This is a genomic window from Amphritea pacifica (genome assembly GCF_016924145.1).
Lineage (GTDB): Bacteria > Pseudomonadota > Gammaproteobacteria > Pseudomonadales > Balneatricaceae > Amphritea > Amphritea pacifica.
The window spans coordinates 40,044-61,762 of the sequence record NZ_JAFFZO010000019.1; the positions used below are offsets into that span (position 1 = coordinate 40,044).

25 protein-coding genes are annotated in these 21,719 nt (G+C 51.6%); 14 read left to right on the plus strand and 11 right to left on the minus strand.

The window, feature by feature from the left end; all coding sequences use genetic code 11:
• Window positions 1-58: 58 nt before the first annotated feature.
• The 7 genes from JW499_RS12325 to JW499_RS12355 all read left to right on the plus strand — a co-directional run bounded on the left by JW499_RS12325 (window position 59) and on the right by JW499_RS12355 (window position 4,484).
• On the plus strand, window positions 59-382 hold the full coding sequence (locus tag JW499_RS12325; RefSeq protein ID WP_205210891.1) for a (2Fe-2S) ferredoxin domain-containing protein: 324 nt from the start codon (window positions 59-61) through the stop codon (window positions 380-382).
• A gap of 47 nt (window positions 383-429) precedes the next feature.
• Window positions 430-786: a hypothetical protein gene (locus JW499_RS12330; protein WP_205210892.1), complete on the plus strand. Its 357-nt coding sequence runs from the start codon at window positions 430-432 to the stop codon at window positions 784-786.
• 33 nt (window positions 787-819) lie between these two features.
• Entirely contained in the window at window positions 820-1,239 is a 420-nt protein-coding gene (locus tag JW499_RS12335; protein WP_205210893.1) for a hypothetical protein, read from the plus strand.
• A 180-nt stretch (window positions 1,240-1,419) separates the two neighbouring features.
• Window positions 1,420-1,743, plus strand: a complete 324-nt coding sequence (locus JW499_RS12340) for a HesB/IscA family protein (protein ID WP_205210894.1) — start codon at window positions 1,420-1,422, stop codon at window positions 1,741-1,743.
• A 36-nt stretch (window positions 1,744-1,779) separates the two neighbouring features.
• Window positions 1,780-2,694 (plus strand): Fe-S cluster assembly protein NifU, encoded by a 915-nt coding sequence (nifU, locus tag JW499_RS12345; RefSeq protein ID WP_205210895.1) that lies wholly within the window; start codon window positions 1,780-1,782, stop codon window positions 2,692-2,694.
• Window positions 2,695-2,696: 2 nt separating this feature from the next.
• Window positions 2,697-3,905 carry a cysteine desulfurase NifS gene (gene nifS / locus JW499_RS12350; protein WP_205210896.1) on the plus strand — a complete coding sequence of 403 codons (1,209 nt, stop codon included), beginning with the start codon at window positions 2,697-2,699 and terminating at the stop codon, window positions 3,903-3,905.
• Between the two features lie 99 nt (window positions 3,906-4,004).
• Window positions 4,005-4,484, plus strand: coding sequence for a NifB/NifX family molybdenum-iron cluster-binding protein (locus tag JW499_RS12355; protein WP_205210897.1), 480 nt, complete (start codon window positions 4,005-4,007; stop codon window positions 4,482-4,484).
• A 216-nt stretch (window positions 4,485-4,700) separates the two neighbouring features.
• On the opposite strand, the gene JW499_RS12360 is transcribed toward JW499_RS12355, so the two are convergent.
• Both JW499_RS12360 and JW499_RS12365 read right to left on the minus strand, forming a co-directional pair.
• Complete coding sequence (locus tag JW499_RS12360) at window positions 4,701-5,363, minus strand: gamma-glutamyl-gamma-aminobutyrate hydrolase family protein (RefSeq protein WP_205210898.1); 663 nt, start codon at window positions 5,361-5,363, stop codon at window positions 4,701-4,703.
• Window positions 5,336-6,310, minus strand: coding sequence for an amidoligase family protein (locus JW499_RS12365; RefSeq protein WP_205210899.1), 975 nt, complete (start codon window positions 6,308-6,310; stop codon window positions 5,336-5,338). Before JW499_RS12365 ends, JW499_RS12360 begins: the two co-directional genes overlap by 28 nt.
• On the opposite strand from JW499_RS12365, the gene JW499_RS12370 reads away from it, so the two are divergent.
• Window positions 6,298-6,456 (plus strand): hypothetical protein, encoded by a 159-nt coding sequence (locus JW499_RS12370; RefSeq protein WP_205210900.1) that lies wholly within the window; start codon window positions 6,298-6,300, stop codon window positions 6,454-6,456. The two genes, JW499_RS12365 and JW499_RS12370, sit on opposite strands and share 13 nt — an antisense overlap.
• A 175-nt stretch (window positions 6,457-6,631) precedes the next feature.
• On the opposite strand, the gene JW499_RS12375 is transcribed toward JW499_RS12370, so the two are convergent.
• From JW499_RS12375 to JW499_RS12385, 3 genes are all read right to left on the minus strand, one after another.
• The gene (locus JW499_RS12375; protein WP_205210901.1) at window positions 6,632-7,189 is read right to left on the minus strand and encodes a hypothetical protein; all 558 of its coding nucleotides are present in this window, start codon (window positions 7,187-7,189) and stop codon (window positions 6,632-6,634) included.
• Window positions 7,190-7,403: 214 nt separating this feature from the next.
• The gene (locus JW499_RS12380) at window positions 7,404-7,670 is read right to left on the minus strand and encodes a hypothetical protein (RefSeq protein ID WP_205210902.1); all 267 of its coding nucleotides are present in this window, start codon (window positions 7,668-7,670) and stop codon (window positions 7,404-7,406) included.
• Entirely contained in the window at window positions 7,667-8,032 is a 366-nt protein-coding gene (locus tag JW499_RS12385) for a bacteriohemerythrin (protein WP_205210903.1), read from the minus strand. The genes JW499_RS12380 and JW499_RS12385 overlap by 4 nt, the downstream gene beginning before the upstream one ends.
• 183 nt (window positions 8,033-8,215) lie before the next feature.
• On the opposite strand from JW499_RS12385, the gene JW499_RS12390 reads away from it, so the two are divergent.
• The 3 genes from JW499_RS12390 to JW499_RS12400 all read left to right on the plus strand — a co-directional run bounded on the left by JW499_RS12390 (window position 8,216) and on the right by JW499_RS12400 (window position 11,281).
• Entirely contained in the window at window positions 8,216-8,569 is a 354-nt protein-coding gene (locus tag JW499_RS12390) for a NifB/NifX family molybdenum-iron cluster-binding protein (protein WP_205210904.1), read from the plus strand.
• A gap of 2 nt (window positions 8,570-8,571) precedes the next feature.
• On the plus strand, window positions 8,572-8,913 hold the full coding sequence (locus tag JW499_RS12395) for a hypothetical protein (protein WP_205210905.1): 342 nt from the start codon (window positions 8,572-8,574) through the stop codon (window positions 8,911-8,913).
• Window positions 8,914-9,115: 202 nt separating this feature from the next.
• On the plus strand, window positions 9,116-11,281 hold the full coding sequence (locus JW499_RS12400) for a diguanylate cyclase domain-containing protein (protein ID WP_205210906.1): 2,166 nt from the start codon (window positions 9,116-9,118) through the stop codon (window positions 11,279-11,281).
• A gap of 66 nt (window positions 11,282-11,347) precedes the next feature.
• On the opposite strand, the gene JW499_RS12405 is transcribed toward JW499_RS12400, so the two are convergent.
• The 6 genes from JW499_RS12405 to JW499_RS12430 form a co-directional block, all read right to left on the minus strand.
• Window positions 11,348-12,016 (minus strand): hypothetical protein, encoded by a 669-nt coding sequence (locus JW499_RS12405; RefSeq protein ID WP_205210907.1) that lies wholly within the window; start codon window positions 12,014-12,016, stop codon window positions 11,348-11,350.
• A 40-nt stretch (window positions 12,017-12,056) separates the two neighbouring features.
• The gene (locus tag JW499_RS12410) at window positions 12,057-12,398 is read right to left on the minus strand and encodes a 5-carboxymethyl-2-hydroxymuconate Delta-isomerase (RefSeq protein ID WP_205210908.1); all 342 of its coding nucleotides are present in this window, start codon (window positions 12,396-12,398) and stop codon (window positions 12,057-12,059) included.
• A 53-nt stretch (window positions 12,399-12,451) separates the two neighbouring features.
• Window positions 12,452-13,144 (minus strand): DUF4336 domain-containing protein, encoded by a 693-nt coding sequence (locus JW499_RS12415; protein WP_205210909.1) that lies wholly within the window; start codon window positions 13,142-13,144, stop codon window positions 12,452-12,454.
• Between the two features lie 132 nt (window positions 13,145-13,276).
• The gene (locus tag JW499_RS12420) at window positions 13,277-13,855 is read right to left on the minus strand and encodes a pyridoxamine 5'-phosphate oxidase family protein (RefSeq protein ID WP_205210910.1); all 579 of its coding nucleotides are present in this window, start codon (window positions 13,853-13,855) and stop codon (window positions 13,277-13,279) included.
• Window positions 13,856-13,983: 128 nt separating this feature from the next.
• The gene (gene metE / locus JW499_RS12425) at window positions 13,984-16,266 is read right to left on the minus strand and encodes a 5-methyltetrahydropteroyltriglutamate--homocysteine S-methyltransferase (protein WP_205210911.1); all 2,283 of its coding nucleotides are present in this window, start codon (window positions 16,264-16,266) and stop codon (window positions 13,984-13,986) included.
• 172 nt (window positions 16,267-16,438) lie between these two features.
• Window positions 16,439-16,852: a YbaN family protein gene (locus tag JW499_RS12430; RefSeq protein ID WP_205210912.1), complete on the minus strand. Its 414-nt coding sequence runs from the start codon at window positions 16,850-16,852 to the stop codon at window positions 16,439-16,441.
• A gap of 415 nt (window positions 16,853-17,267) precedes the next feature.
• Here JW499_RS12430 and JW499_RS12435 point away from each other — a divergent pair, with 415 nt between their 5' ends.
• The 3 genes from JW499_RS12435 (at window position 17,268) to JW499_RS12445 (ending at window position 21,267) form a co-directional block, all read left to right on the plus strand.
• A complete protein-coding gene (locus JW499_RS12435; RefSeq protein ID WP_205210913.1) occupies window positions 17,268-18,455 on the plus strand; it encodes an acyl-CoA dehydrogenase in 1,188 nt (395 codons plus the stop codon).
• A complete protein-coding gene (locus JW499_RS12440; RefSeq protein ID WP_205210914.1) occupies window positions 18,455-19,663 on the plus strand; it encodes a CaiB/BaiF CoA transferase family protein in 1,209 nt (402 codons plus the stop codon). The genes JW499_RS12435 and JW499_RS12440 overlap by 1 nt, the downstream gene beginning before the upstream one ends.
• A gap of 146 nt (window positions 19,664-19,809) precedes the next feature.
• Entirely contained in the window at window positions 19,810-21,267 is a 1,458-nt protein-coding gene (locus JW499_RS12445; RefSeq protein ID WP_205210915.1) for an NAD-dependent succinate-semialdehyde dehydrogenase, read from the plus strand.
• The last annotated feature ends 452 nt before the right edge of the window (window positions 21,268-21,719 follow it).

The window sequence follows — 21,719 nt, forward strand, 5'->3', positions numbered from 1 at the left end:
ACGATGGGGATCTTAACCCCAAGTGATGGTGACGTTCACCGATAACAGGAGAGGTGTCATGCCAAAACCAGAAATACATGTTTTTATCTGTAACCAGACACGCCCGGATGGACATCCTCGGGGAAGCTGTGGTGCTTCGGGGGCTGGTCAGATTACCCAGATGTTCTCGGAAGAGGTGGCTAAACGTAATCTGTTTACTCAGGTTGCTGTGACGGTTACCGGTTGTCTTGGCCCCTGTGACTGTGGCCCCAATGTTCTGGTTTATCCAGGCTCATACCTGTATATCAGAGTGAAACCTGAAGATGTCAACCGGATCGTTGAGCAGCATATTATGGGTGGCGAGCCGGTGCAGGAACTGCTGGCGCCGGCTGAGCTCTGGTAGCTCGTTTTCAACAGCGGCGTTTAGGTGAGCTGATGGGTAATAGCGCTATGACAAGACTGAGAGATCAGTACCGTCTGCTACTGGACGCCTCTCTGAAAACAGCAGCAGAGACACTGGAGAGAGCGGGGTTTGATAGTACCACGCTGCCCCCTCTGGAGCAGTTTAGTTTTGAAACTAAACAGGAGCCTCTCAACGGTGAGGACAGTCTCAATGGACGCTGGGCTGATAACCACAGCCAGCGGCGAGGCTGGCTGGTGGTTAACTGCGATGGTTCGATGATGCTGGAGATCGATCTGATCTGTCCCTGGCCGGGTAAAGATCAGGTCTGGGCAGAGTCGGTGTCGGTCTGGGGACGTGAAGCTCAATTGCTGGTCGGGGAAGTCACACCGATGGCGATGCTCTGAGCTAGCGGATAACCTACCTATAGCAGGAATTATATGAGTGATTTAAAAATACTGCTGGTTCACCTTAACCCGATCAGCGCCCGGTTATCCTTCTGGATCGACCGGTCAGCGCCGCAGGCATTTGGCTGTCTGCCGGATGGTCTGCCCGCCCTGGCGTCGATTATCGAGGGAGATACCTCTGCGGCCATCATCCCACATCCGGCACCCTATCTGAATGCGGTCGCTAACGGTCTCGGCATCGATAGCGCGTTGCTGGAAGTTGTCAGTCCCGCGATCGCCTGGGTGGAAACCCCCGATGGTCCGGTCGCTGTTGCTCTGGTGCGGATCATGACCACCGATCTGCCCGAGATCGCGGCGGAGGGAGGCTTTATCTCTCTGCTGGAGCTACTTAAAGTGCCCGTCGTTGAACGTCTGGTATTCAGAAAAGCCTATGAGTGTCTGTTGGGTGATTAAACCCGTTTCCGCTTTGTCGTAATTCCTACAATGCCCCTTCAATTGTCATACTATCCCCGAACACTCTCTCCATTGATTTATGTCAACTATCTGAATATTAAGGTTTTTTAATTTTTATCTTCAATGGCACCCGGCTTGCACTGCTAATAACTGAACACTCGGATTGATGAGGACGAGATCATGATTCAGCTAACAGAGAGCGCAGTCAGTGCTATTTCCCGGTTTATAGATCAGGCAGACAAAGATGTTTTTGGGCTGCGTATCCGGGTCGATGGGGGCGGCTGTTCCGGCTTCAAATACGGTATGAAACTCGAAGAGGCGAGCGCTGAAGAGGATCAGATTATTGAGTGTAGTGGGGTGAAAATACTTGTTGATGGCGATAGCGCACCACTGCTTAGCGGCGTAACAGTCGATTTTCTGGATGGCCTTGAGGGTTCCGGTTTTAAGTTTGAAAACCCGAACGCAACAGAGAGCTGCAACTGCGGTAAATCCTTCGCAGGTTAACCACTGACCGGTAACAGATAGATAGAGGAATTCGATATGTGGGATTATTCTGAAAAAGTTAAAGAACATTTTTATAACCCCAAGAATGCCGGGGCAGCTGAAAATGCTAATGCGACCGGTGAAGTTGGATCATTAAGCTGTGGTGATGCACTGCGACTGACCCTTAAAGTGGACCCGGACACCGAGATTATCCTCGATGCCGGCTTCCAGACCTTTGGCTGTGGTTCTGCGATAGCATCCTCCTCCGCTCTGACTGAGATCATCAAAGGGATGACGCTGGATCAGGCGCTGCAAGTATCTAACCAGGACATTGCTGATTTTCTCGATGGTCTGCCACCGGAGAAGATGCACTGTTCCGTGATGGGACGTGAAGCCCTGCAGGCAGCGGTTGCCGATTATCGCGGTGAGGTCTGGAGCGATGATCATGAAGAGGGCGCACTGGTGTGTAAGTGTTTTGCCATCGATGAGGTAATGATTGAAGACACGATCCGTGCCAACAGTCTGACCACTGTCGAAGAGGTGACTAACTACACCAAAGCGGGTGGCGGTTGCTCTGCCTGTCACGAAGGGATCGAAAATATTCTCAGCCGTGTAATGGCGGAGAGCGGTAAAGAGTTTGTTGCGGGTGGCGTAGGCAGTGCCGTGCCCGCTAAGGCGCCAGAAGCACCGGTTGAAGCTGCACCCAAAACCGACATTAAGCGCATCAGCACCATTATGCGGGTGCTTGAAGCGGTGCGTCCACGTTTGCAGGCCGATGGTGGTGATTGTGAACTGATGGATATTGACGGTAATACCATCTACGTCAATCTGACCGGTGCCTGCATGGGTTGCCAGATGGCCTCGATGACGCTGGGTGGCATTCAGCAACAACTGATTGAGGAGCTGGGGGAGTTTGTCCGTCTGGTGCAGGTTGAAAAGAAGGCCGATCAACTGGTTGGAATAGGGGGTTAACCATGAACGATATCTATCTGGATAATAATGCCACTACGATGGTGTCTCCTGAAGTACTGGAAGCGATGCTACCGTTTTTCAGCGAGCAGTTTGGTAACCCCTCTTCGCTGCACAGCTTTGGTAATAAAGTCGGTTTTGCCCTGAAGAAAGCCCGCCAGCAGGTACAGGCGCTGCTGGGCGCAGAGCATGACTCTGAAATCATCTTTACTTCCTGCGGTACAGAGTCCGATTCAACGGCGATTCTGTCCGCTCTGAAGGCCCAGCCGGAACGGAAAGAGATTATTACAACGGTGGTTGAGCATCCGGCGGTACTAACCCTGTGTGAATATCTGGAGACAGAGGGCTATACCGTCCATAAGCTGGAAGTGGACAGTAAAGGACGTCTCGATCTGGATCAGTACGCCAGTCTGCTGAGCGATCAGGTAGCGGTGGTCAGTGTGATGTGGGCCAACAATGAGAGTGGCACGATCTTCCCGGTTGAACAGATGGCCGATATGGCCGATGCCGCCGGGGTGATGTTTCATACCGATGCGGTGCAAGCGGTGGGTAAGCTGCCAGTCAATCTGAAAGAGAGCAACATCCACATGCTGTCTTTGTCGGGCCACAAGCTGCACGCCCCGAAAGGGATCGGTGTGCTCTACCTGAAACGGGGCACCCGTTTCCGTCCGCTACTGCGGGGTGGTCATCAGGAGCGCGGTCGCCGGGCCGGTACTGAGAATGCGGCGGCGATTGTCGGGCTGGGCAAAGCCTGCGAACTGGCGATGCAGCATATGGAATATGAGAACACCGCGGTGAAAGCGATGCGTGATCGCCTGGAGCAGGGCATTCTGGCGGCTGTACCTTATAGTTTTCCGACCGGTGATACGGATAATCGCCTGCCCAATACCGCCAGTATCGCTTTCGAATATATTGAGGGCGAGGCGATTCTGTTGCTGATGAACAAGGTCGGTATTGCAGCATCCAGTGGTTCGGCCTGTACATCAGGTTCACTCGAACCATCCCACGTGATGCGGGCGATGGGTATTCCCTATACCGCCGCCCACGGCACGGTACGTTTCTCTTTCTCCCGTTATAACACCATGGAAGAGGTGGAACGGGTTATTGCTGAAGTACCTGAGATCGTGGCCAAACTGCGTAAGCTGTCTCCTTACTGGGATGGTAATGGTCCGGCAGAAAATCCGGAGCAGGCGTTTGCACCTGTCTATGCCTGATCACTTGGCGAAGGGAGGGATTCGAACCCTCCCTGTGTCACTTTATTGACTAAGCTTTTTATTCACTAAGCTTTGCGTTGCGTTTAGCTGGAGGTAATCATGACTGAGTGTCTGTCTTATCCGAGTATTGCTGAGGCTAGCCCTAACTTCGATGATCTGATCGTGGCGTTTGCCTCGATGGAGGGGGATATGGTGGATCAGCATTTTGGTTCTGCTCAGGGGTTTTATGTTTACTCTGTTAACAGTCATTCTGCTCAACTCCTGACGAGCCAGAGCTTTGCTGCGGCCGCTCAGGATGGCAATGAAGACAAGTTAAAACCCAAACTCAGATGGCTGGTGGGTGCCGATCTGGTGTACTGCGGCTCCATTGGCGGCTCTGCGACAAAACAGCTGATCTCACTGGGAATCACGCCGGTGCAGGTTAAAGGCGGGCCCGATGTGGATGAGTTACTGGAATCGATACAGGCTCAGCTGGCGGGAGAGAAAGCGTTCTGGTTACAGAATATTATCAATCAGAAAACGAAATCGAGTGCTGGCAATTTTGCTGAGATGGCAGAGGAAGACTGGGATGAAGAGTGATGCCAGACATACTTAGCCGGCTTTTATGGGATATTTCCGCCATCGAAGATCCACCAGTTTGATCTTTGCTGTGCCGATTTTTTAGAACAAGGTTTTTCCAGCCCCGCCTGCATACCAGTAACCCCCTTATACCACTGAAAAGATCGCTTCAGCTCCTGCTTCAGCTAATCAAGCAACAGATGGAGTTGCGAGGCTGTCGTTACGGCCGTTCTATGCTCAGCGCGCATTTTTTACCAGCCAGCGAAACAGAGAAAACTGAGAGGGGAGATAGATAAGATATTCCGGGTGCCACTGCACCGCAATGATCTTGTGCTGTTCAGACTCGACCGCCTGGGTGATCTCATCCAGATCCCGGCCAACAATCCGCAGCCCTTTACCGGTGGATTTTATCGCCTGGTGATGCAGGCTGTTTACCCTCAGGTGAATCTTGTTGAAGACGCCTGCCAGTTTTGATTCAGCCGTTATTTTCACCTGTTTGGTGGGTAGCAGTCCCGGTCGGTTATAAGTGTGTTGCCTGAGTGAGCGTATGTCCGTGTGCAGGGTTCCGCCTAAGACCACATTAATCAGTTGTGCTCCCCGGCAGATTCCCATCAGCGGGATATCGTTATCCAGCGCCGTCTTAATCCAGCGGATCTCCAGTTCATCCCGCGCGGGATCGTTTTTGACCGGCTTATCAATGTCACCCTGGTAATGCTCCGGGCTGATATCATCGCCCCCGCCAATCAGCAGACCATCCAGCGGTTGACCACTGGCCGGGTGGCGCACGCTGATCCTCTCGGGAATCGACCCGGCCAGTCGCAGGGCCAGTGCGGCGCACCACCAGCCGGGAGACCAGACCTTCGCCGTTCCGGTTACGCCAATGCGTGGTTTTTTAGCCATTGATCGATATACTCTGTCCACAGTTTACGGCTGACCCCCATCAGCGGCTGCTCTGCTGCCAGAAAAGCGGCACTCAACTCGTTCAGGTAATCCGGTTGGCTGGCCAGCTGTTCCACTACCCACCAGGTGTTCCATGAAAGCGCTAAAGACCAGTTTTCATGTTCAATGTTGCAATTGGGCATACGGTAATGGAAGGTGGGCCGGGCTTTAATTTTGGGGTCGTCGATACAACGGCGGACCCTGTCCTCATCAATCTCTGCCAATAGTGGTAACAGATCGAGTGCCCGGTTGCGGGAGGCGTTGTGTTCAAGATAATCGCTGAAGATCATCTCCATATCCGGGTGGTCACGGGATAGCAGTTGTTTAATATATTTTTCCGGATAAAGATCGATATAGGGGCTGATCTTACGGGTTGTATTAACCGCGTGGGCCTCTACCAGCCACCACTGCAACAGGGAAAAAGCCCTCAGGTAGTCAAATAGCGTGGCGGCATCTAACGAGGGAATTTCGCTATTAATATGAACCCCATACGCGGCAATCATCGACTCCTCTGTGCCGATAGCGCCCGCGTGTCGCAGTTGAACCACTAACTGATCCAGCCGGTCTAACTGTGAGAGTACAATGGGCGGACAGACCACCTCAACCGGTACCAGTAAGCTGGCGGCATCGCTGAGCAGTTCCAGCCAGGGCTGATCCTTATCGCTGGCTGCCTTTTCTTTCAGATAGTTCCAGTCAAGTTCAATATTGAACGCCCCCAGATCTGCACAATGGATAACCGTTTGCGCCGCGGTTTGATGTTCCAGAGTGCCATTCAGGGTTTTTCTGACTATCTCAGTGGTCTGTTGTAGTGTCAAACCGGAAAACTCCAGCTCGAAGCCTACCTTCCTTTCGGCCCCCTTACTGGTCATAGTACAGGAGGGTGATCTGAAACTCTGTGTCTGATACATTGATCGATATTCCTCTGGGGCAGCAAAACAGTGATACGGTTAATAACCGTTTTCAGATCAGTTTAACCGGGCAGTTTTATTACCGGCCGGTCATCTGGATGCGCCTGGCCTGGTCCCCGGGTGAATCGGTGATCGCTTCGGGCTAATACCAATGTCAGATTAGTTCATTGGCTGAAAATTGAAGAGGTGAAAGAGGATGACTGAGGATCGGTGGTACAGCGCTGACTGCGGCGATAGTGCATCAGTTGCAGAGAGTTCTGATCAGGACCTGCGCGGTGCGACGCAGGCTGATCTGATCAGAACTTAAACGGATACGCGGTATTAAACCGCCCCCCAGCCTTCACGTTTGGCATCGGTGACCATCGCCATCGCAGCTTCAAATGCAACGCTGGCGTATTTAGGCTTGTAGGCTTTCAGCTCTTCGTAGACGGTGACCAGTTTGTTGCCTGCAGACTGACCTTTGAGATCGCTTTTTTCAATCGCCAGCTCCTCCATGGTTTCATTCCAGGGCACACCCTGAACCAGCGGAATCAGGATGAAACTGAAGCCGGAAATTTCGGTGACAACCGCTTTCTCCAGGTTGACCACATAGATCAGGGCACTGATGTCGCTGGCAAAATCTGCACTGTATTTGTCCATCAGGGCGGGAAGAGAGTCCATGGAATCAACAACACCACCGAGCATTCTGATCTTGTCGTCTGCCAGTATAAAAACGCCCCGCATGACATCAACAGGTGGTTTTGAGTGGCCTTTGTCATCGCCAATCTCACCTTCGATCAGAATCAATTCTCCCCGATAGGCTTGCATCTGTGTGTCCGTTGATTCGAGAAAGTTGACGTTAAAAAACAGCCCTTTTTGCTTATATTGATCAAGTAACATGTTTCTTTACTCCAGAGTATATAAAACCGAATTCCAGCATTTTTCTCTGAATTGCAATTAGCATACCTATGGCGGATTTATCTTTAACCTGTTCATTTTTATATAAAAAAAATAATCAGCTTGGTTTTTCTTTATAACTGTCGATAAAAACTGCACATATTGTTGTTTTCACTGCAGTTATTTGTTTCGACCTTTGTCGTGTTCACGACAATCTTTAATCCATATCACCCGCCAGAAACTCATCGATCTCCCGCATAATGTACTGATTATCCGGCAGGTTTCTGACCAGAGTTTCCGCTTCTTCGCAGCTGAATCCCTGCAGGGTGAAGCTCTTGGTTCCGATGATCCGGGTATGGTAGTTCAGCTCCAGTTTAAGAATCCGGTCGCCAGTCATGGGGTTGTGGTAAAGCGATGCTAATGCGATCAGCCCCTCTTCCAGCTGAATAATGCGGTTCAGTTCTGTATTCAGCCCGGTATTCATGAGTGACTCTCGATATGTTTCACCAGCGCGGCATCCATATTGGTAATATGTTGATGCAACCACTCATCAACACGGCCATTGATATAGGCCCGGGCCATGGTCTGGCGGCCCTGCTGCACCCGTTGGTTAAACTGTCGTAACTCGGTCAGCAGGCGATTGTGTTCACCACAGTGCTCGCTTTTTCCGGGGTAGTTGTACTGCGCTATAAACTGCTCTTCCCGTTTGAAGTGGGTTTCTGTATGGCTAAGAAGCTCACTGAAAAGTATTCTGAACTGGTCGGTATCTGAGGTTTTCAGCCGGCTAGTGATGTCAGCAAAGCGCTGATGATCACGGTCAATTTCTGCATGATTTAAATGTTGCATGAGTAAACCTATAAGTCTGACTTCGTCTGTTGTCTGATCTGTCTGGTGTTAAGTTTCCAGCAATTTGCACGCCAATAAAGAGATGGCTGGTATAGCTTTTGCAATCGCTCTTAACCGCATGTGCTTTCTTATATGAGTTTTAGCACCGTAAAAAAAGCAACCCAGTCACTGAGGTTTAAGCCGTTGTTGAAATTGCCCCCCGTACTTATGGCCGTCGCCAGCAAAGATGCTGTGTCGATCAATCTGCACTTTGGACATACCAGGGCATTTCTAATCTATCGCGTATCCGGGGATCATTGTGAGTTTGTCGAGCGCCGTGCTGTAGACCTCTACTGCCAGGGGCATACTGGTGACAGGTCTGCCATGGAACTGATTCTGGAGACTATCAAAGACTGTCATGCCGTGTTCGTGGTTAAAATCGGTGACGGGCCGCAAGAGAGGTTGAAGCGGATTGGCGTCATCTCTGTCAGCGATTATGGATATGAGGGGATAGAAGAGTCGCTGCTGCACTATGTACAAAAGTCCGACTGGAGCTGACGATGACCGATATTGAACGGTGGCTGTCTGAACATCTTCTTAGTCCGGTTGAAGTTGATTGCGCGACTACGGTGATGCTGAAAATTATTGATGGTAAATGCAAGATGGCGCAACAGGAAAAAGTCGTTATGGCTGCACTGTATGACGCAGTTAAATCATTGAATCACTCACTGCTGCAACCCGAAGTCCATACGCTGATCGCCACCGCCCGGGACAGCGCGGATGAGGCTGTTAAACTACTGGTGTACGAACAGCGGCTGCTGGCAGAAACGATGATCTCCCGGCCAGTGATGAAACGGTTCAAAGCCCGCATCCGTCAACAGGGGTTACTGGATGATGTTTAAACAGGCTGACTAAAAGGGGGGGGGGGGGGCAACAACCGGGAGTTATTCAGATCTATTGCTCCGCATCACATTTTCAGTCCTCATTACTCATTTTGGTTTCATCTAACCAATAGTACTAGGGCTATTGTGAAGTCATACACGTACTATAGTGGTCACAATAAAACGGCTCGTTTCCCCCGCTATATGGAGCATCGACAGTACTTTGAATGTTCAACTGACCCTGGCAGGCCGACTGGCTTATGCTGTTTTCTTTCTGCTCTATGTTGGATTAGCGTTCTTTTTTTCCAGTTTCAGTCCCCAGGCGCAGATCGTTTCATTATGGCCCTCAGCAGGTGTTGCGCTGGCCGGGTGCCTGATCTTTGGTCAACGTTTCCTGCCAGCCATTCTGCTGGGGTCGTTGCTGTTTAATACGGGAAACTATTTTTTCCAACAGGGTGAGCTGGCGCTCAGCGTTATCCTGACCTCCGGAGTTATCGCTCTGGGGTCGGTGATTCAGGCATGGGCTAATTACCGTATTTTACGGCGGTGGCGAATCAACATCCTTGATGCCCCCTCATACTCCCATGTAGTCGGGTTTATCGGTATTGCTTTTCTCTGTTGTCTGATCAGTGCCGTAGTGGGGAATAGTGCGCTGAGCCTGGCCCAAAGCGGGGATGCCAGCGCGAAAATTTACCTTAACAATATGCTGATCTGGTGGATAGGGGACTTTTTAGGCGTCATTCTGGTTACGCCTCTGCTGTTGGGAGTGTTCATTCGTCAGGCGGATAAAGCCACCTGGTTGCGTTTGCTGAAGTCGTTATCGATCCCTCTGTTTGTCCTGATCACCACGTTTCAGGTGGCGCAGCAATATATCGAAGATGCCGTTGTGGCGAAGACAGAACAGGATTTTACGCTGCGATCTGAGGCGCTTGAAAATACCCTGAAACAACATATGAGCAATTATCTTGATGCGCTGAACCATCTTGGCACTACCCTGGCACAGATGGAAGAGGTCAATTATCAGGTGTTTAATGACGCTAGCCGTCCCTATCTCGCTAACCTGCCCGGCATCACTGCGATCTCCTGGGATATTCTGATCGGACAGGATGAAGTTGCCGAATTTGAGCAGCATGCGCGGATGGAGGTAGACCCTGCTTTTAAGATCAAGGGACACCCCCTGCTACCCACTGATCCATTAGTGGTGGTTGAGTATATTCAGCCGTTGAAAAATAATAATCCGGCACTGGGCTATAACGTTTTTTCCAACGAAGAGCGTAAGCAGAGTATGTTGCTGGCCAAAGCGACCCGTAAGGATACCGCAACCAATATCATAGAGCTGGTGCAGTCTGACAAAGATAAACAGGGGTTTCTTATTTTTTCGCCGGTTTTTCAGCAGCTAGATCCACAGGATAACTCGGTAGCGGCGGTTGAATCGCTTAAAGGGTTCGTCGTCGGGGTTTTTCTGGTGTCTGAAATACTGAATACCCCGCAGATTGCTGAACGGCTGGGTTATATCGATCTCTATGTGTACGAAAATGACAACCCGGCAGACAGGGTGTTCGGGCGTAAGGATATTATGGACGATATCGCCGCGGGGGTGGGATTGAGTCATCTGTTTGAAATGGGGTTCGCGAATCATAGATGGGTGTTTAATCTGCATGTCGGTAACAAAGAGGTCACTGCTCTGCAGATCGGTGACAGCCTGAACTTTCTGATAGCTGAAGTACTGTTTGGTGCCCTGGCGGTGTTTATTGTGCTGTCAGCGTTTGGTTATCACGAAAGACTGACCCGGCTGGTCAGCTTGCGGACCGATGAATTGAAACAAGCGAATGCAGAGCTGGAACATTTTGCTTTTTATGATGCGCTGACCGGGTTGCCTAACCGGCGGCTGTTTATTGACCGGGTGGAGCATACACTTGCGCTGTGCCAGCGAAATAACAGCTCAGCGGCACTGCTGTATATGGATCTGAATGGGTTTAAAGTGGTCAATGACTCTCTGGGGCACGATGTCGGAGATCAGTTATTGATTGAGGTCAGTCGTCGTCTGAGTCGTGTCTTGCGGGATAGCGATACCCTGGCGCGGATGGGCGGTGATGAGTTTACCCTGCTGCTACCTGGCAGTCCGGGTATTGACGAAGTTCGCGTGATCGCCAACAAACTTACCGACTGTCTCTCAGAGCCGATAACGTTATCGACAATGGAACTTAAGATTTCAATCAGTATTGGTGCGGCCTTTTATCCTCGCGATGGCGTCAACCGGGTTGAACTGATTGGCGCTGCTGACAGTGCGATGTATGCCGCTAAAAAGAGCAGCCGATCGCTGTCTTTTTATGCAGATGAGTTAAACAACCAGCCAGCGCTGACGGGGGACACCGAAGCGGTTGAGTGACGTGAAGCGGCGCATCGGGTAAAAAGAACAGGCGGGATTACTGTGGGACAGGCTGCGTCGAACAACTTATGCAGTTCCTAGTTGCTGCCTCCCCAGCCAGCCGCTCAGCAGGCAGATTGACAGAATCATCACCAGTGAACCCTGGGCTAACAACACCTCAGAAGAGGGGGGCGGTGCAATGGTCATGGTTATTACTGTGATGGCCAGTGCGAGCACACAGAGCAGGGTCATGCCCACCACTCTGGCGCTAGAGATTCTGGCACCATAGAGAAACAGTAACAGTCCGGCCAGCACAATACCTGCCTCAATTAGCAAGATAACGGGCATATTATCCCAAAATTTCAGGCCCATCTTCAGCGAGGCATCGCCCAGCAGACAGAGATCGAGGTTATGCACCGTAAAGTCCAGTAACCAGTTGGAGAACACTGCCACCGAAACCATAAATACGGCTCGCTGGCCCACCCCCCTGAATTCTGAATACCAGAGAAACGCTGCCGCACCGGACATGACAGACCAGATAAGTGCCGCAGAAAGACTGTGAGAGTAGGAAAAGTTAAATTTCAGTTGATGCTTATCGTTATAATTGTCAGGAATGGTGACCGACTCCCAGCCCAGCAGTACAAAGCTCCAGAGCAGCAGATCGAGAAACAGGGCTGCAGCCACTAATGCCCCCGGATTCACGCGCCGGTCCAATCGGCACAGAGCCAGTGCAACACCAATATGACCTGCCAGCATAATGACCTCTCAGAGTAAACAGAGCCCGAGGCGGCCAGCGTCAGGCAATAAATTTGGCATAACTGCAACTATGGATATCCACAACCTCCACTGTTAAGGATATTCCAGCCAGATTACAATCTGTTAACCCCTTCAACACTGTAGAAGATAAAAGCTGTTTTTGCTCATCGGTTCTGCCACTTAATATTCTTATGGTTACGTGGATAAAATCAGCAGGGGCTGCCCCTGTGAGAAAATGATCGTAGGCTAAGGCGCGGGTTTTAATATCTTCGGCTTGGAACAAGCCGGATTTCAAGGCACCTTCATAGACGGTTTGTACCAGCTTTGCAGGGCTTAGCCGGGGAGCGAGCGTGTCTGAGAACTCAATAATACAGTGGGGCAAAGGTTGGTACTCCTGATAACATTAAGGTGGTGGGCCGGGATAACTAACCTGGATCAGTCAATATCCAGCCAGTTAAACGATCGCTTTAAAAAGCGTTCCGCTTCGCTGTTGATTATCTGTCCGTGAGCCATAACGATCTTTTCCGGATGCCAGTGTAAGATATTTTGCAGATGTTGTTGCGCCCTCTTTTTACTGAACATAAAGCTCAGTCGCCAGTCCAGGGGCATCTTGCCATTGGGCGCTAAAATGCCCGCAGCAGCGGCCACGAAGCGTTTCACTGGTGTAAACGATTCCGGGGCAAAGTTCTCAATCAGATCGGTGACAATCAGCGTTGCCGAGGGTTTATGGAAAAATACACACTCTTCCATGGCCGGCGAACCGGTAAAAAGCAGTTGTTCGATATGCTCTGACCAGGGGGCATTGAAAAACGGGGTGAACATACCCTCAAAAACGATATCCGGACGTTTGAGCTGTACCTCTTTGGTGCCAAAGCTCAGGGCATCCGGATAATGATCCTGCCAGGCCTTAATAAACAGGTGGTGCAGATGGTTGGGGGAGATCAGGTATTTTACCCTGCCCAACTGGTCAATCTGACGGATCAGTTCCGTTGTCAGGGCGATGGGGCTGTGAACCCATAATTCATCACCGGGTAACCTGATGATCGTCATACGCGTCGTGTAGGGCAGGGTAAAAAAGGGTACGGCAGGCCCTTCAAAAATCCAGATGTTTTCACCTATTTCAGTCACAACACTCTCCATTAACAACGTTGCCACAAAAACGTTTTTGACCAGGTGCTTCAGTTACAGAGCTGAAGAGACAGGGGCTGCTGCGACATTGGCATTTAGCGGCCATCTTTCAGCTGTTCTCTTACAGTGCGCTTATTGGTTGTGCTTTTCAGGGGCACTGATTCCAGTGCGTTCAACGATCTCGGTGTCAAAACCATCGAGACTTTGCTGGTTTCTGTCGTACCAGTAGGCCTCAATACCCTGTTTGCCTTTTTTCTCTGCCCAGTTAGTTAACGCATCACGGTCGCCTTTATAATCAAACAGGGGCACTGACATGCCGCAGGATGACTGAACCAGATTAATATCCAGAATAAAGATCTGCCGGGCGGCTTCGCTGGCAGGAAAAAGTGAGCGATACTCGCACCAGTCGGGGTCCTGCCGATGCAGCACCCGGGCATCGCCATACGCTCTGAGAATCAGTGGCGCAGCCTGAAAATCACAGAACATCAGTGTCATTCTCGGGTTCTGCAGCACATGGGCGGCAGATTCATTGCCACTACCGGTCAGGTTTAACCAGGCTATTCTGGTCGGGCTGATCACTCTGAGGGAATCACCACCTTTGGGGGACAGGTTAACATGGCCGGTTGCCGCGGCTGTTGCCACAAAGTAGATCTTCTGTTCACCGATAAACTCAATGTGTTGAGTGGACAGTTCTGTAAATTGCTGACCCATGTCGTGTTCCCTTTGTTTTGCTGTATCACCCTCTACCCGATTAATATCAGATGATTGCGCCAATGTGAAACAGAAAAGGCCAGGAATTGCTTCCCAGCCTTTTGTTGGTTTCTATATTCAGGGCAGCGTTATGCTGCCAGCCGTTGCTCCCGCAGGATTTTAGCCGCTGCAACCATATTGATCAGGCTGGGGGCAACCTCATCCCAGCCACGGGTTTTCAGACCGCAGTCCGGATTGATCCAGAGACGCTCTGCCGGAATCAGGCTGGCGGCTTTTTCAATCAGTGTCTGGATCTGCTCCACCGTTGGCGTGTTCGGGCTGTGGATATCATAAACACCGGGGCCAATTTCATTGGGATAGTTAAACTCGGTGAACACTTCCAGCAGCTCCATATTGGAACGGCTGGTTTCAATGGTGATCACATCGGCATCCATATCGGCAATCGCCTGAATAATGTCATTGAATTCGGCATAACACATATGGGTGTGGATCTGAGTTTCCGGTTGTACGCCACTGGCGGACACGCGGAAGGCATAGACCGCCCATTGCAGATAGAAATCCCACTCCGACTGTTTCAGCGGCAGCCCTTCACGAATTGCCGGTTCATCGATCTGGATCGCAGCGATGCCGGCCTGTTCCAGATCGACCACCTCGTCCCGCAGAGCCAGGGCGATCTGCAGACAGGTTTCTGAACGGGGCTGATCGTCCCGCACAAACGCCCACTGCAGCATAGTCACAGGCCCCGTCAGCATCCCTTTTACCGGTTTGTTGCTCAGTGACTGGGCATAACGGCTCCAGCCGACGGTCATCGCTTCTTTGCGCAGGATGTCACCATAGATAATCGGCGGCTTAACGCAACGGGAACCATAGGACTGCACCCAGCCCAACTGACTGGTGGTATAGCCTTCCAGCTGTTCGCCAAAGTATTCCACCATATCGTTGCGTTCCGGTTCGCCATGCACCAGCATATCCAGACCATAGCGCTCCTGGCGTTCGATACAGTCTTTAATCTCTGCCTGCATGATTGCGGTATAGGCGATCTCATCCAGCTCTCCACGGCGGTAACGGGCCCGCGCAGAACGGATATCGGTGGTTTGCGGGAAGGAGCCGATAGTTGTGGTCGGGAACGCAGGAAGCTGTAGCTTTTGCTGCTGCTTTATCGCACGTTCAGTGTAGGGCAGGCCCCGCTCCCCATCTTTTGGCATCAGTCCGTTGACGCGGCGCTTCACCTCAATACGGTGTACCCGCTGGGACTGTGTCCGGGCGGTTACATGTTGCAGGTTTGCTGCCAGCTGAGCGCTGTGTTTACCCTCGATCGCCTGTTTCAGCAGGCTGATCTCTGCCAGTTTTTGTCGCGCAAATGCCAGCCAGCTGTATAACTCGGGATCAAAGCCGGTTTCCTGCTCCAGATCTACTGGCACATGCAGCAATGAACAGCTGCTGGAGAGCCAGAGGTTATCTCCCCGTCGCTCAGCAACCGGTGTGAGACGCTCAGCCACGGCTGTAATATCGGTTTTCCAGATATTGCGACCATCGATGGCCCCCACTGAGAGCACCTGGTCTGTTCTGAGCTGTTCGCTGAAACGGATAAACTCATCACCGCCACGCACTGCATCCAGATGAAAACCATCCACTGGCAGGTAGGCAGTGAGATCAAAGTTATGGTCCAGCGCATCAAAGTAGGTGGTCAGCATCAGCTTCAGTCCGGTGCCACAACTGCTCAGGGTCTGATAAGCCTCGCGATAGGCTTCCTGCCATTTAGGTGACAGCTCCAGTACCAGCGCCGGTTCATCGATCTGCAGCCAATCGATATTTTTGCGTGAAAGTAGATTCAGCAGACCTTTATAACTGTCAAGCAGAGCAGGTAACAGCGTTAGTTTATCGAACGCCTGTGAAGCACATTTAGCCAGCCACAGGTAGGTCACCGGGCCGATAATTACAGGCTTTACCTGATGGCCGGCTTGCTGTGCTTCGGCTATCTCCGCCAGCAGTTTTTCCGGATTGAGAATGAACTGTTGTGTAGCAGTCAGCTCTGGTACCAGGTAGTGATAGTTGGTATCAAACCATTTAGTCATCTCGCAGGCACGGGTTGCCTTGCCTGATGGTGCCCGTCCCCGGGCCATGCGGAAATAATTATCAAAGCTATCACAGCTGCCATCGCTGAAACGCTGAGGAACCACACCCAGCAGTACCGAGTGATCCAGCACCTGGTCATACAGAGAGAAATCATTGACAGTGACCAGATCCATGCCACTTTCAGCCTGAATATTCCAGTTTTGCATTCGCAAAGTCTTTGCCACATCAGCCAGCTCATTGCGGCTGGATTTTCCATGCCAGTAGTTCTCAAGGGCGAACTTCAGTTCGCGCTGAGCACCAATACGGGGAAAGCCCGGAATATGTGTTTTCACCATCTTCTCCTGTTGATAGTTCTTTAGAGTCGTTCTTTGAGACAGCGGTTTGTCCCGAAAGAGGAGATGATTATGGTGATGATTTAATATGAGGTAAATTGATATAAAATCACAAATTATTGAATTAAATTAATAATGTCGTTTTTCCCTATCCCATGATCAAAAATAGATGGGGCTATTTCAGGGATTGCTCTGATGTCGTGTCAGCAGATAGCGGACGTTTTGAGGGTTTTCGCCAGACATACCAGAGCGCCAATATAACCGTAGCGGCAGCGACCGCTTTCAGACCAGGATGGAAACTCAGAAATAGCAACGGATAGCTGATCATTATCAGCATCATGCCGCTGGCGAATAGCTTTGCCTTCAGTGGGATCACCCCGTGCTCTTCCCAGTCACGGATATAGTGACCAAACCAGCGATGGTTGAGCAGATACTGGTGCAGACGCTCCGAACTGCGGGAAAAGCAGAATGCTGCAACCAGCAGGAAAGGGGTGGTCGGGACCAGTGGCAGTAACAGTCCGATAATCCCTAACAGTACGAAAAAAAAACCGCTCAGCAGGAAAAGTGTCCGGATCAGTGTTTGTCGCACAGTGTGTCCTCAATGAATTGTCTTGATTCATCCTAGCAGGCTGATGACCTCAGATCTTCAATTATCGTATCGCGATGGAAAGCTGCAGCAGAGACCCGGCGGTTTTGGTCAGTATTTTAAACAGTGTCCCGGAGGCGTCTCCCTGCAGACATCAGCACCATTACAGGTCCGTTAGTGCGGCAGATAGACTGTAATGTTATGCATTCTTCTACCTCCCCCGGATGGGGCATATACCTGAAAGCGGGGGCAGCGGTAGTATCGCTATCAGGACAAAATCGATATCGCCATCGTTGTTACATAGGCTTGATTTTGTAAAAAATAATGAACAATATGCTGCTATCATTCCTAACAGAACCGGTGGAAACCGCTCTCAGAAGCGGTGGCTGCACATAACGAGAAGCAAGAGGCGTGTTCCATGAGCAAATCTTCTACAAAGCCTGCATTTAACTGGGAAGATCCGTTTTCCCTTGAAACTCAACTGACCGAAGAGGAGCGGATGGTACGCGATGCCGCCCGTGATTACTGTCAGGGTCAGCTGTTACCGCGGGTTACAGAAGCCAACCGTAACGAAATTTTCCACACCGAAATTATGCAGGAGCTGGGTGAACTCGGTTTATTGGGTTCCACCCTGCCAGAGCAGTACGGTGGTTCAGAAGTTAACTATGTGTGTTACGGACTGGTTGCGCGTGAAGTTGAACGGGTCGACAGTGGTTACCGTTCTGCGATGTCGGTGCAGTCCTCGCTGGTGATGCACCCGATCTATGCTTACGGCAGCGAAGAACAGCGGATGAAGTATCTGCCCAAACTGGTTACCGGTGAGTGGATCGGTTGTTTTGGCCTGACTGAGCCTGATGTAGGCTCAGATCCAAATAACATGAAAACCCGCGCCACTAAAGTGGAGGGTGGTTACATCCTTAAAGGCGCGAAGATGTGGATCACCAACTCGCCGGTTGCCGATGTGTTCGTGGTCTGGGCGAAGCTGGACGGTGTGGTCCGCGGTTTTGTACTGGAGAAAGGGATGCCGGGACTGAGTGCGCCTAAGATTGAGGGTAAGTTCTCTCTGCGCGCCTCGGTGACCGGTGAGATCGTCATGGAAGATGTGTTTGTCCCTGACGAAAATCTGCTGCCCGGTGTTGAAGGGCTGGCCGGTCCGTTTGGCTGTCTGAATAAAGCCCGCTACGGTATCGCCTGGGGTTCACTGGGGGCGGCTGAGTTCTGCTGGACCGCTGCCCGTCAGTACACCCTGGACCGGATTCAGTTCCAGCGTCCGCTGGCCGCAAACCAACTGGTGCAGAAAAAACTGGCCGATATGCAAACTGAGATCTCTCTGGGTCTGCAGGGCTGTCTGCAGATGGGTCGTCTGATGGATGACAATCGTTGCCCGGTTGAACTGATCTCGCTGATGAAGCGCAACAACTGTGGTAAGTCTCTGGATATCGCCCGGGTTGCCCGTGATATGCACGGAGGTAACGGTATCTCCGATGAGTTTGGTGTGATTCGTCATGTAATGAACCTGGAAGCAGTCAATACCTACGAAGGCACCCACGACATTCATGCTCTGATTCTGGGGCGTGCGATGACAGGCATTCAGGCGTTCTTCTGATGGCTGGCGCGCTGAGTCATATCAAAGTACTTGATCTCAGCCGTATTCTGGCAGGCCCCTGGGCCGGCCAGATGCTGGCAGATTTTGGTGCTGAAGTGATTAAGGTGGAGCGTCCTGGCTGTGGTGATGATACCCGTGGCTGGGGGCCTCCGTTTGTTAAGGACCCGGATGGCAACCCGACAGACGCCGCCTATTTTCATGCGGCGAACCGGGGTAAACACTCAATTGCAATTGATATGACCACCCCTGAGGGGCAGGCGCTGATTAAGCGTTTGGCAGCAGAGGTCGATGTTGTTATCGAGAACTATAAAGTGGGTGGCCTGAAAAAATATGGTCTCGACTATGACAGCCTGAAAACGGTCAATCCCGGGTTGATCTACTGCTCTGTCACCGGTTTTGGTCAGGACGGACCCTATGCGCAACGGGCCGGTTATGACTTTATGATTCAGGCGATGGGCGGCTTGATGAGTGTTACAGGTGATGCCGATGGTCAGCCAATGAAGGTGGGCGTTGCACTGGCGGATGTGATGACCGGTCTGTATGCCTGTAATGGTATTCAGGCGGCGCTGTTGCACCGTAATGAAACCGGTGTGGGGCAACATATCGATATGGCCCTGCTGGATGTACAGGTAGCAACGCTGGCGAATCAGGCGATGAACTACCTGGTGGGGGGCAAGCCACCGGTACGACTGGGGAATGCCCATCCGAATATCGTCCCTTATGAGGCGTTCCCGACCGCCGATGGTCACATTATTCTGGCGGTGGGCAATGATGCTCAGTTTGCCCGCTTCTGTGCCCTGGCGGGCGCCCCGGAACTGGCGGATAATCCCGCTTTTGTCACTAACTCATTACGGGTTGAAAACCGCGCACAACTGACACCGCTGGTGGCCGGGCTGATGCGTAGTCACAGCAGTGACTGGTGGCTGGAGAACCTTGAGTTGCAAGGGGTGCCGTGCGGGCCGATCAATACGCTGGATAAAGTGTTTGCTGATCCGCAGGTGAAACACCGGCGGATGCAGGTAGATCTGCCACATCCTGCGTGTGGCAGCGTGCCTGGCGTTGCCAGTCCGGTGAAATTTTCCCACACCCCGATAGAGTACAACGCTGCGCCACCGATGCTGGGGCAGCATACCGATGAGGTACTGGCCTCTCTGGGACTGAGCGAAGCGGAAATTACACAATTAAAAGAGCTGAACGTTGTTGCCTGAGATCTGGTTTACTACCTTTATAAGGTCTGTATAACGTTCTGAATATAAGAGTGCTGGATATATAAGCGCTGTAATTAAAAGTTCTGTCTGTTGATACACGCCCCGATATCGGTATCGGGGTGTTATTGCTGTTTTTGGAGTTACACATGATTACCCTGAAAGATCCGTCGCTGTTAAAGCAACACGCCTACGTCAATGGTCAGTGGATTGACGCCCTGAATGGTGAAACCAATGCGGTACTGAATCCGGCCACCGGTGAGCAGATCGCCACCGTGCCGGATCTGGGGGCAGAAGAAACCGAAGCGGCCATCGCCGCCGCTGACGTGGCTTTTAAAAGCTGGAAAAAGAAGACGGCTAAAGAGCGTTCTGTACTGCTGCGTAAATGGTTTGAACTGATCGTTGCCAACAAGGATGATCTGGCTATTCTGATGACCGCAGAACAGGGCAAGCCCATTGCAGAATCAGCCGGTGAAGTGTTGTATGGCGCGTCATTTATCGAATGGTATGCGGAAGAGGGTAAACGGGCCTACGGTGATGTTATCCCGTCCCACGCAGCGGATAAGCGCATTATCGTGACTAAAGAGCCGATCGGCGTAACCGCAGCGATTACCCCCTGGAACTTCCCCAATGCGATGATCACCCGTAAATGTGCCCCGGCCCTGGCAGTGGGCTGTACGATGATTATCAAGCCCGCTGAAGATACGCCGCTATCGGCGCTGGCATTGATGGAGCTGGCAGACCGTGCTGGTATTCCGGCAGGTGTTGTCAACGTTGTCACCACTAAGCGTCCAATCGAAGTGGGCAAAACCCTCACCGATAGCCCGGTGGTGCGTAAGCTCTCCTTTACCGGTTCTACGCCGGTGGGTAAACAGCTGATGCGTCAGTGTGCCGACACAGTGAAGAAAACTTCGATGGAGCTGGGGGGGAATGCCCCGCTGATTATCTTTGATGATGCGGATCTCGATAAAGCGGTGCCAGCCGCGATCGCCTCTAAATATCGCAACTCCGGTCAGACCTGTGTCTGTGCTAACCGTCTGCTGATTCAGAGTGGTATCTATGAAGAGTTTGCTCAGCGCTATGCCGCCGAGGTTGCCAAACTGCAGGTGGGTAACTGTTCTGAAGGTGAGTTTCAACAGGGGCCGCTGATCAATAAGGCCGCGCTGGATAAAGTGACCTCGATGGTTGATGATGCGGTGGCCAAAGGGGCGCGGATTATTTCCGGAGGCAAACCCCATGCTCTGGGCGGGAATTTCTACGAACCGACCATTGTTGCTGATATCACTAACGATATGCGTCTGGCCCATGAGGAGATTTTTGGCCCGGTGGCGCCGCTGTTCCGTTTTGACACTGAAGAGGAAGCGGTGCAGATCGCCAACGACACTGAGTTTGGTCTGGCGGCGTACTTCTTTACCCGAGATTATGCCCGCGTCTTCCGCGTGTCTGAAGCGCTGGAATACGGCATGGTCGCGGTTAACGATGGCATTCTGTCAACCGAGGTGGCTCCGTTTGGTGGTGTTAAAGAGTCGGGTACCGGCCGGGAAGGTTCTAAGTACGGTATGGAGGACTACCTGGAGATCAAATACACCCTGGTGGGCGGGCTGTAACAGCACTGACCGGTTAAAAAGGTTCTTCACGCCAGAGAGTACTGGAAGAGGGTACCGGAGCAGGGGCCTTTAGAATCTAAAATAGGTTCACCACAGAGGACACAGAGAGCACAGAGAACAGCCGGTTAATAGTACTTCTCTGTCCTCTGTGATCTTAGCATGCCCTTTGGGTACTGTGGTAAAACGCTTTTAAGCGTCAGGCGTTCAGATTTTTGCCTGTTGGTTCTGGTTTGCCGGAAAAGCCTTCCATCGTGGTAGATAGTACCGGAGCAGGGGCCTTTAGAATCTAAAACAGACTCACCACTGACTCACCACAGAGGACACAGAGAGCACAGAGAACAGCCGGTTAATAGTACTTCTCCGTGTCCTCTGTGATCTTAGCATGCCCTTTGGGTACTGTGGTAAAACGCTTTTAAGCGTCAGGCGTTCAGATTTTTGCCTGTTGGTTCTGG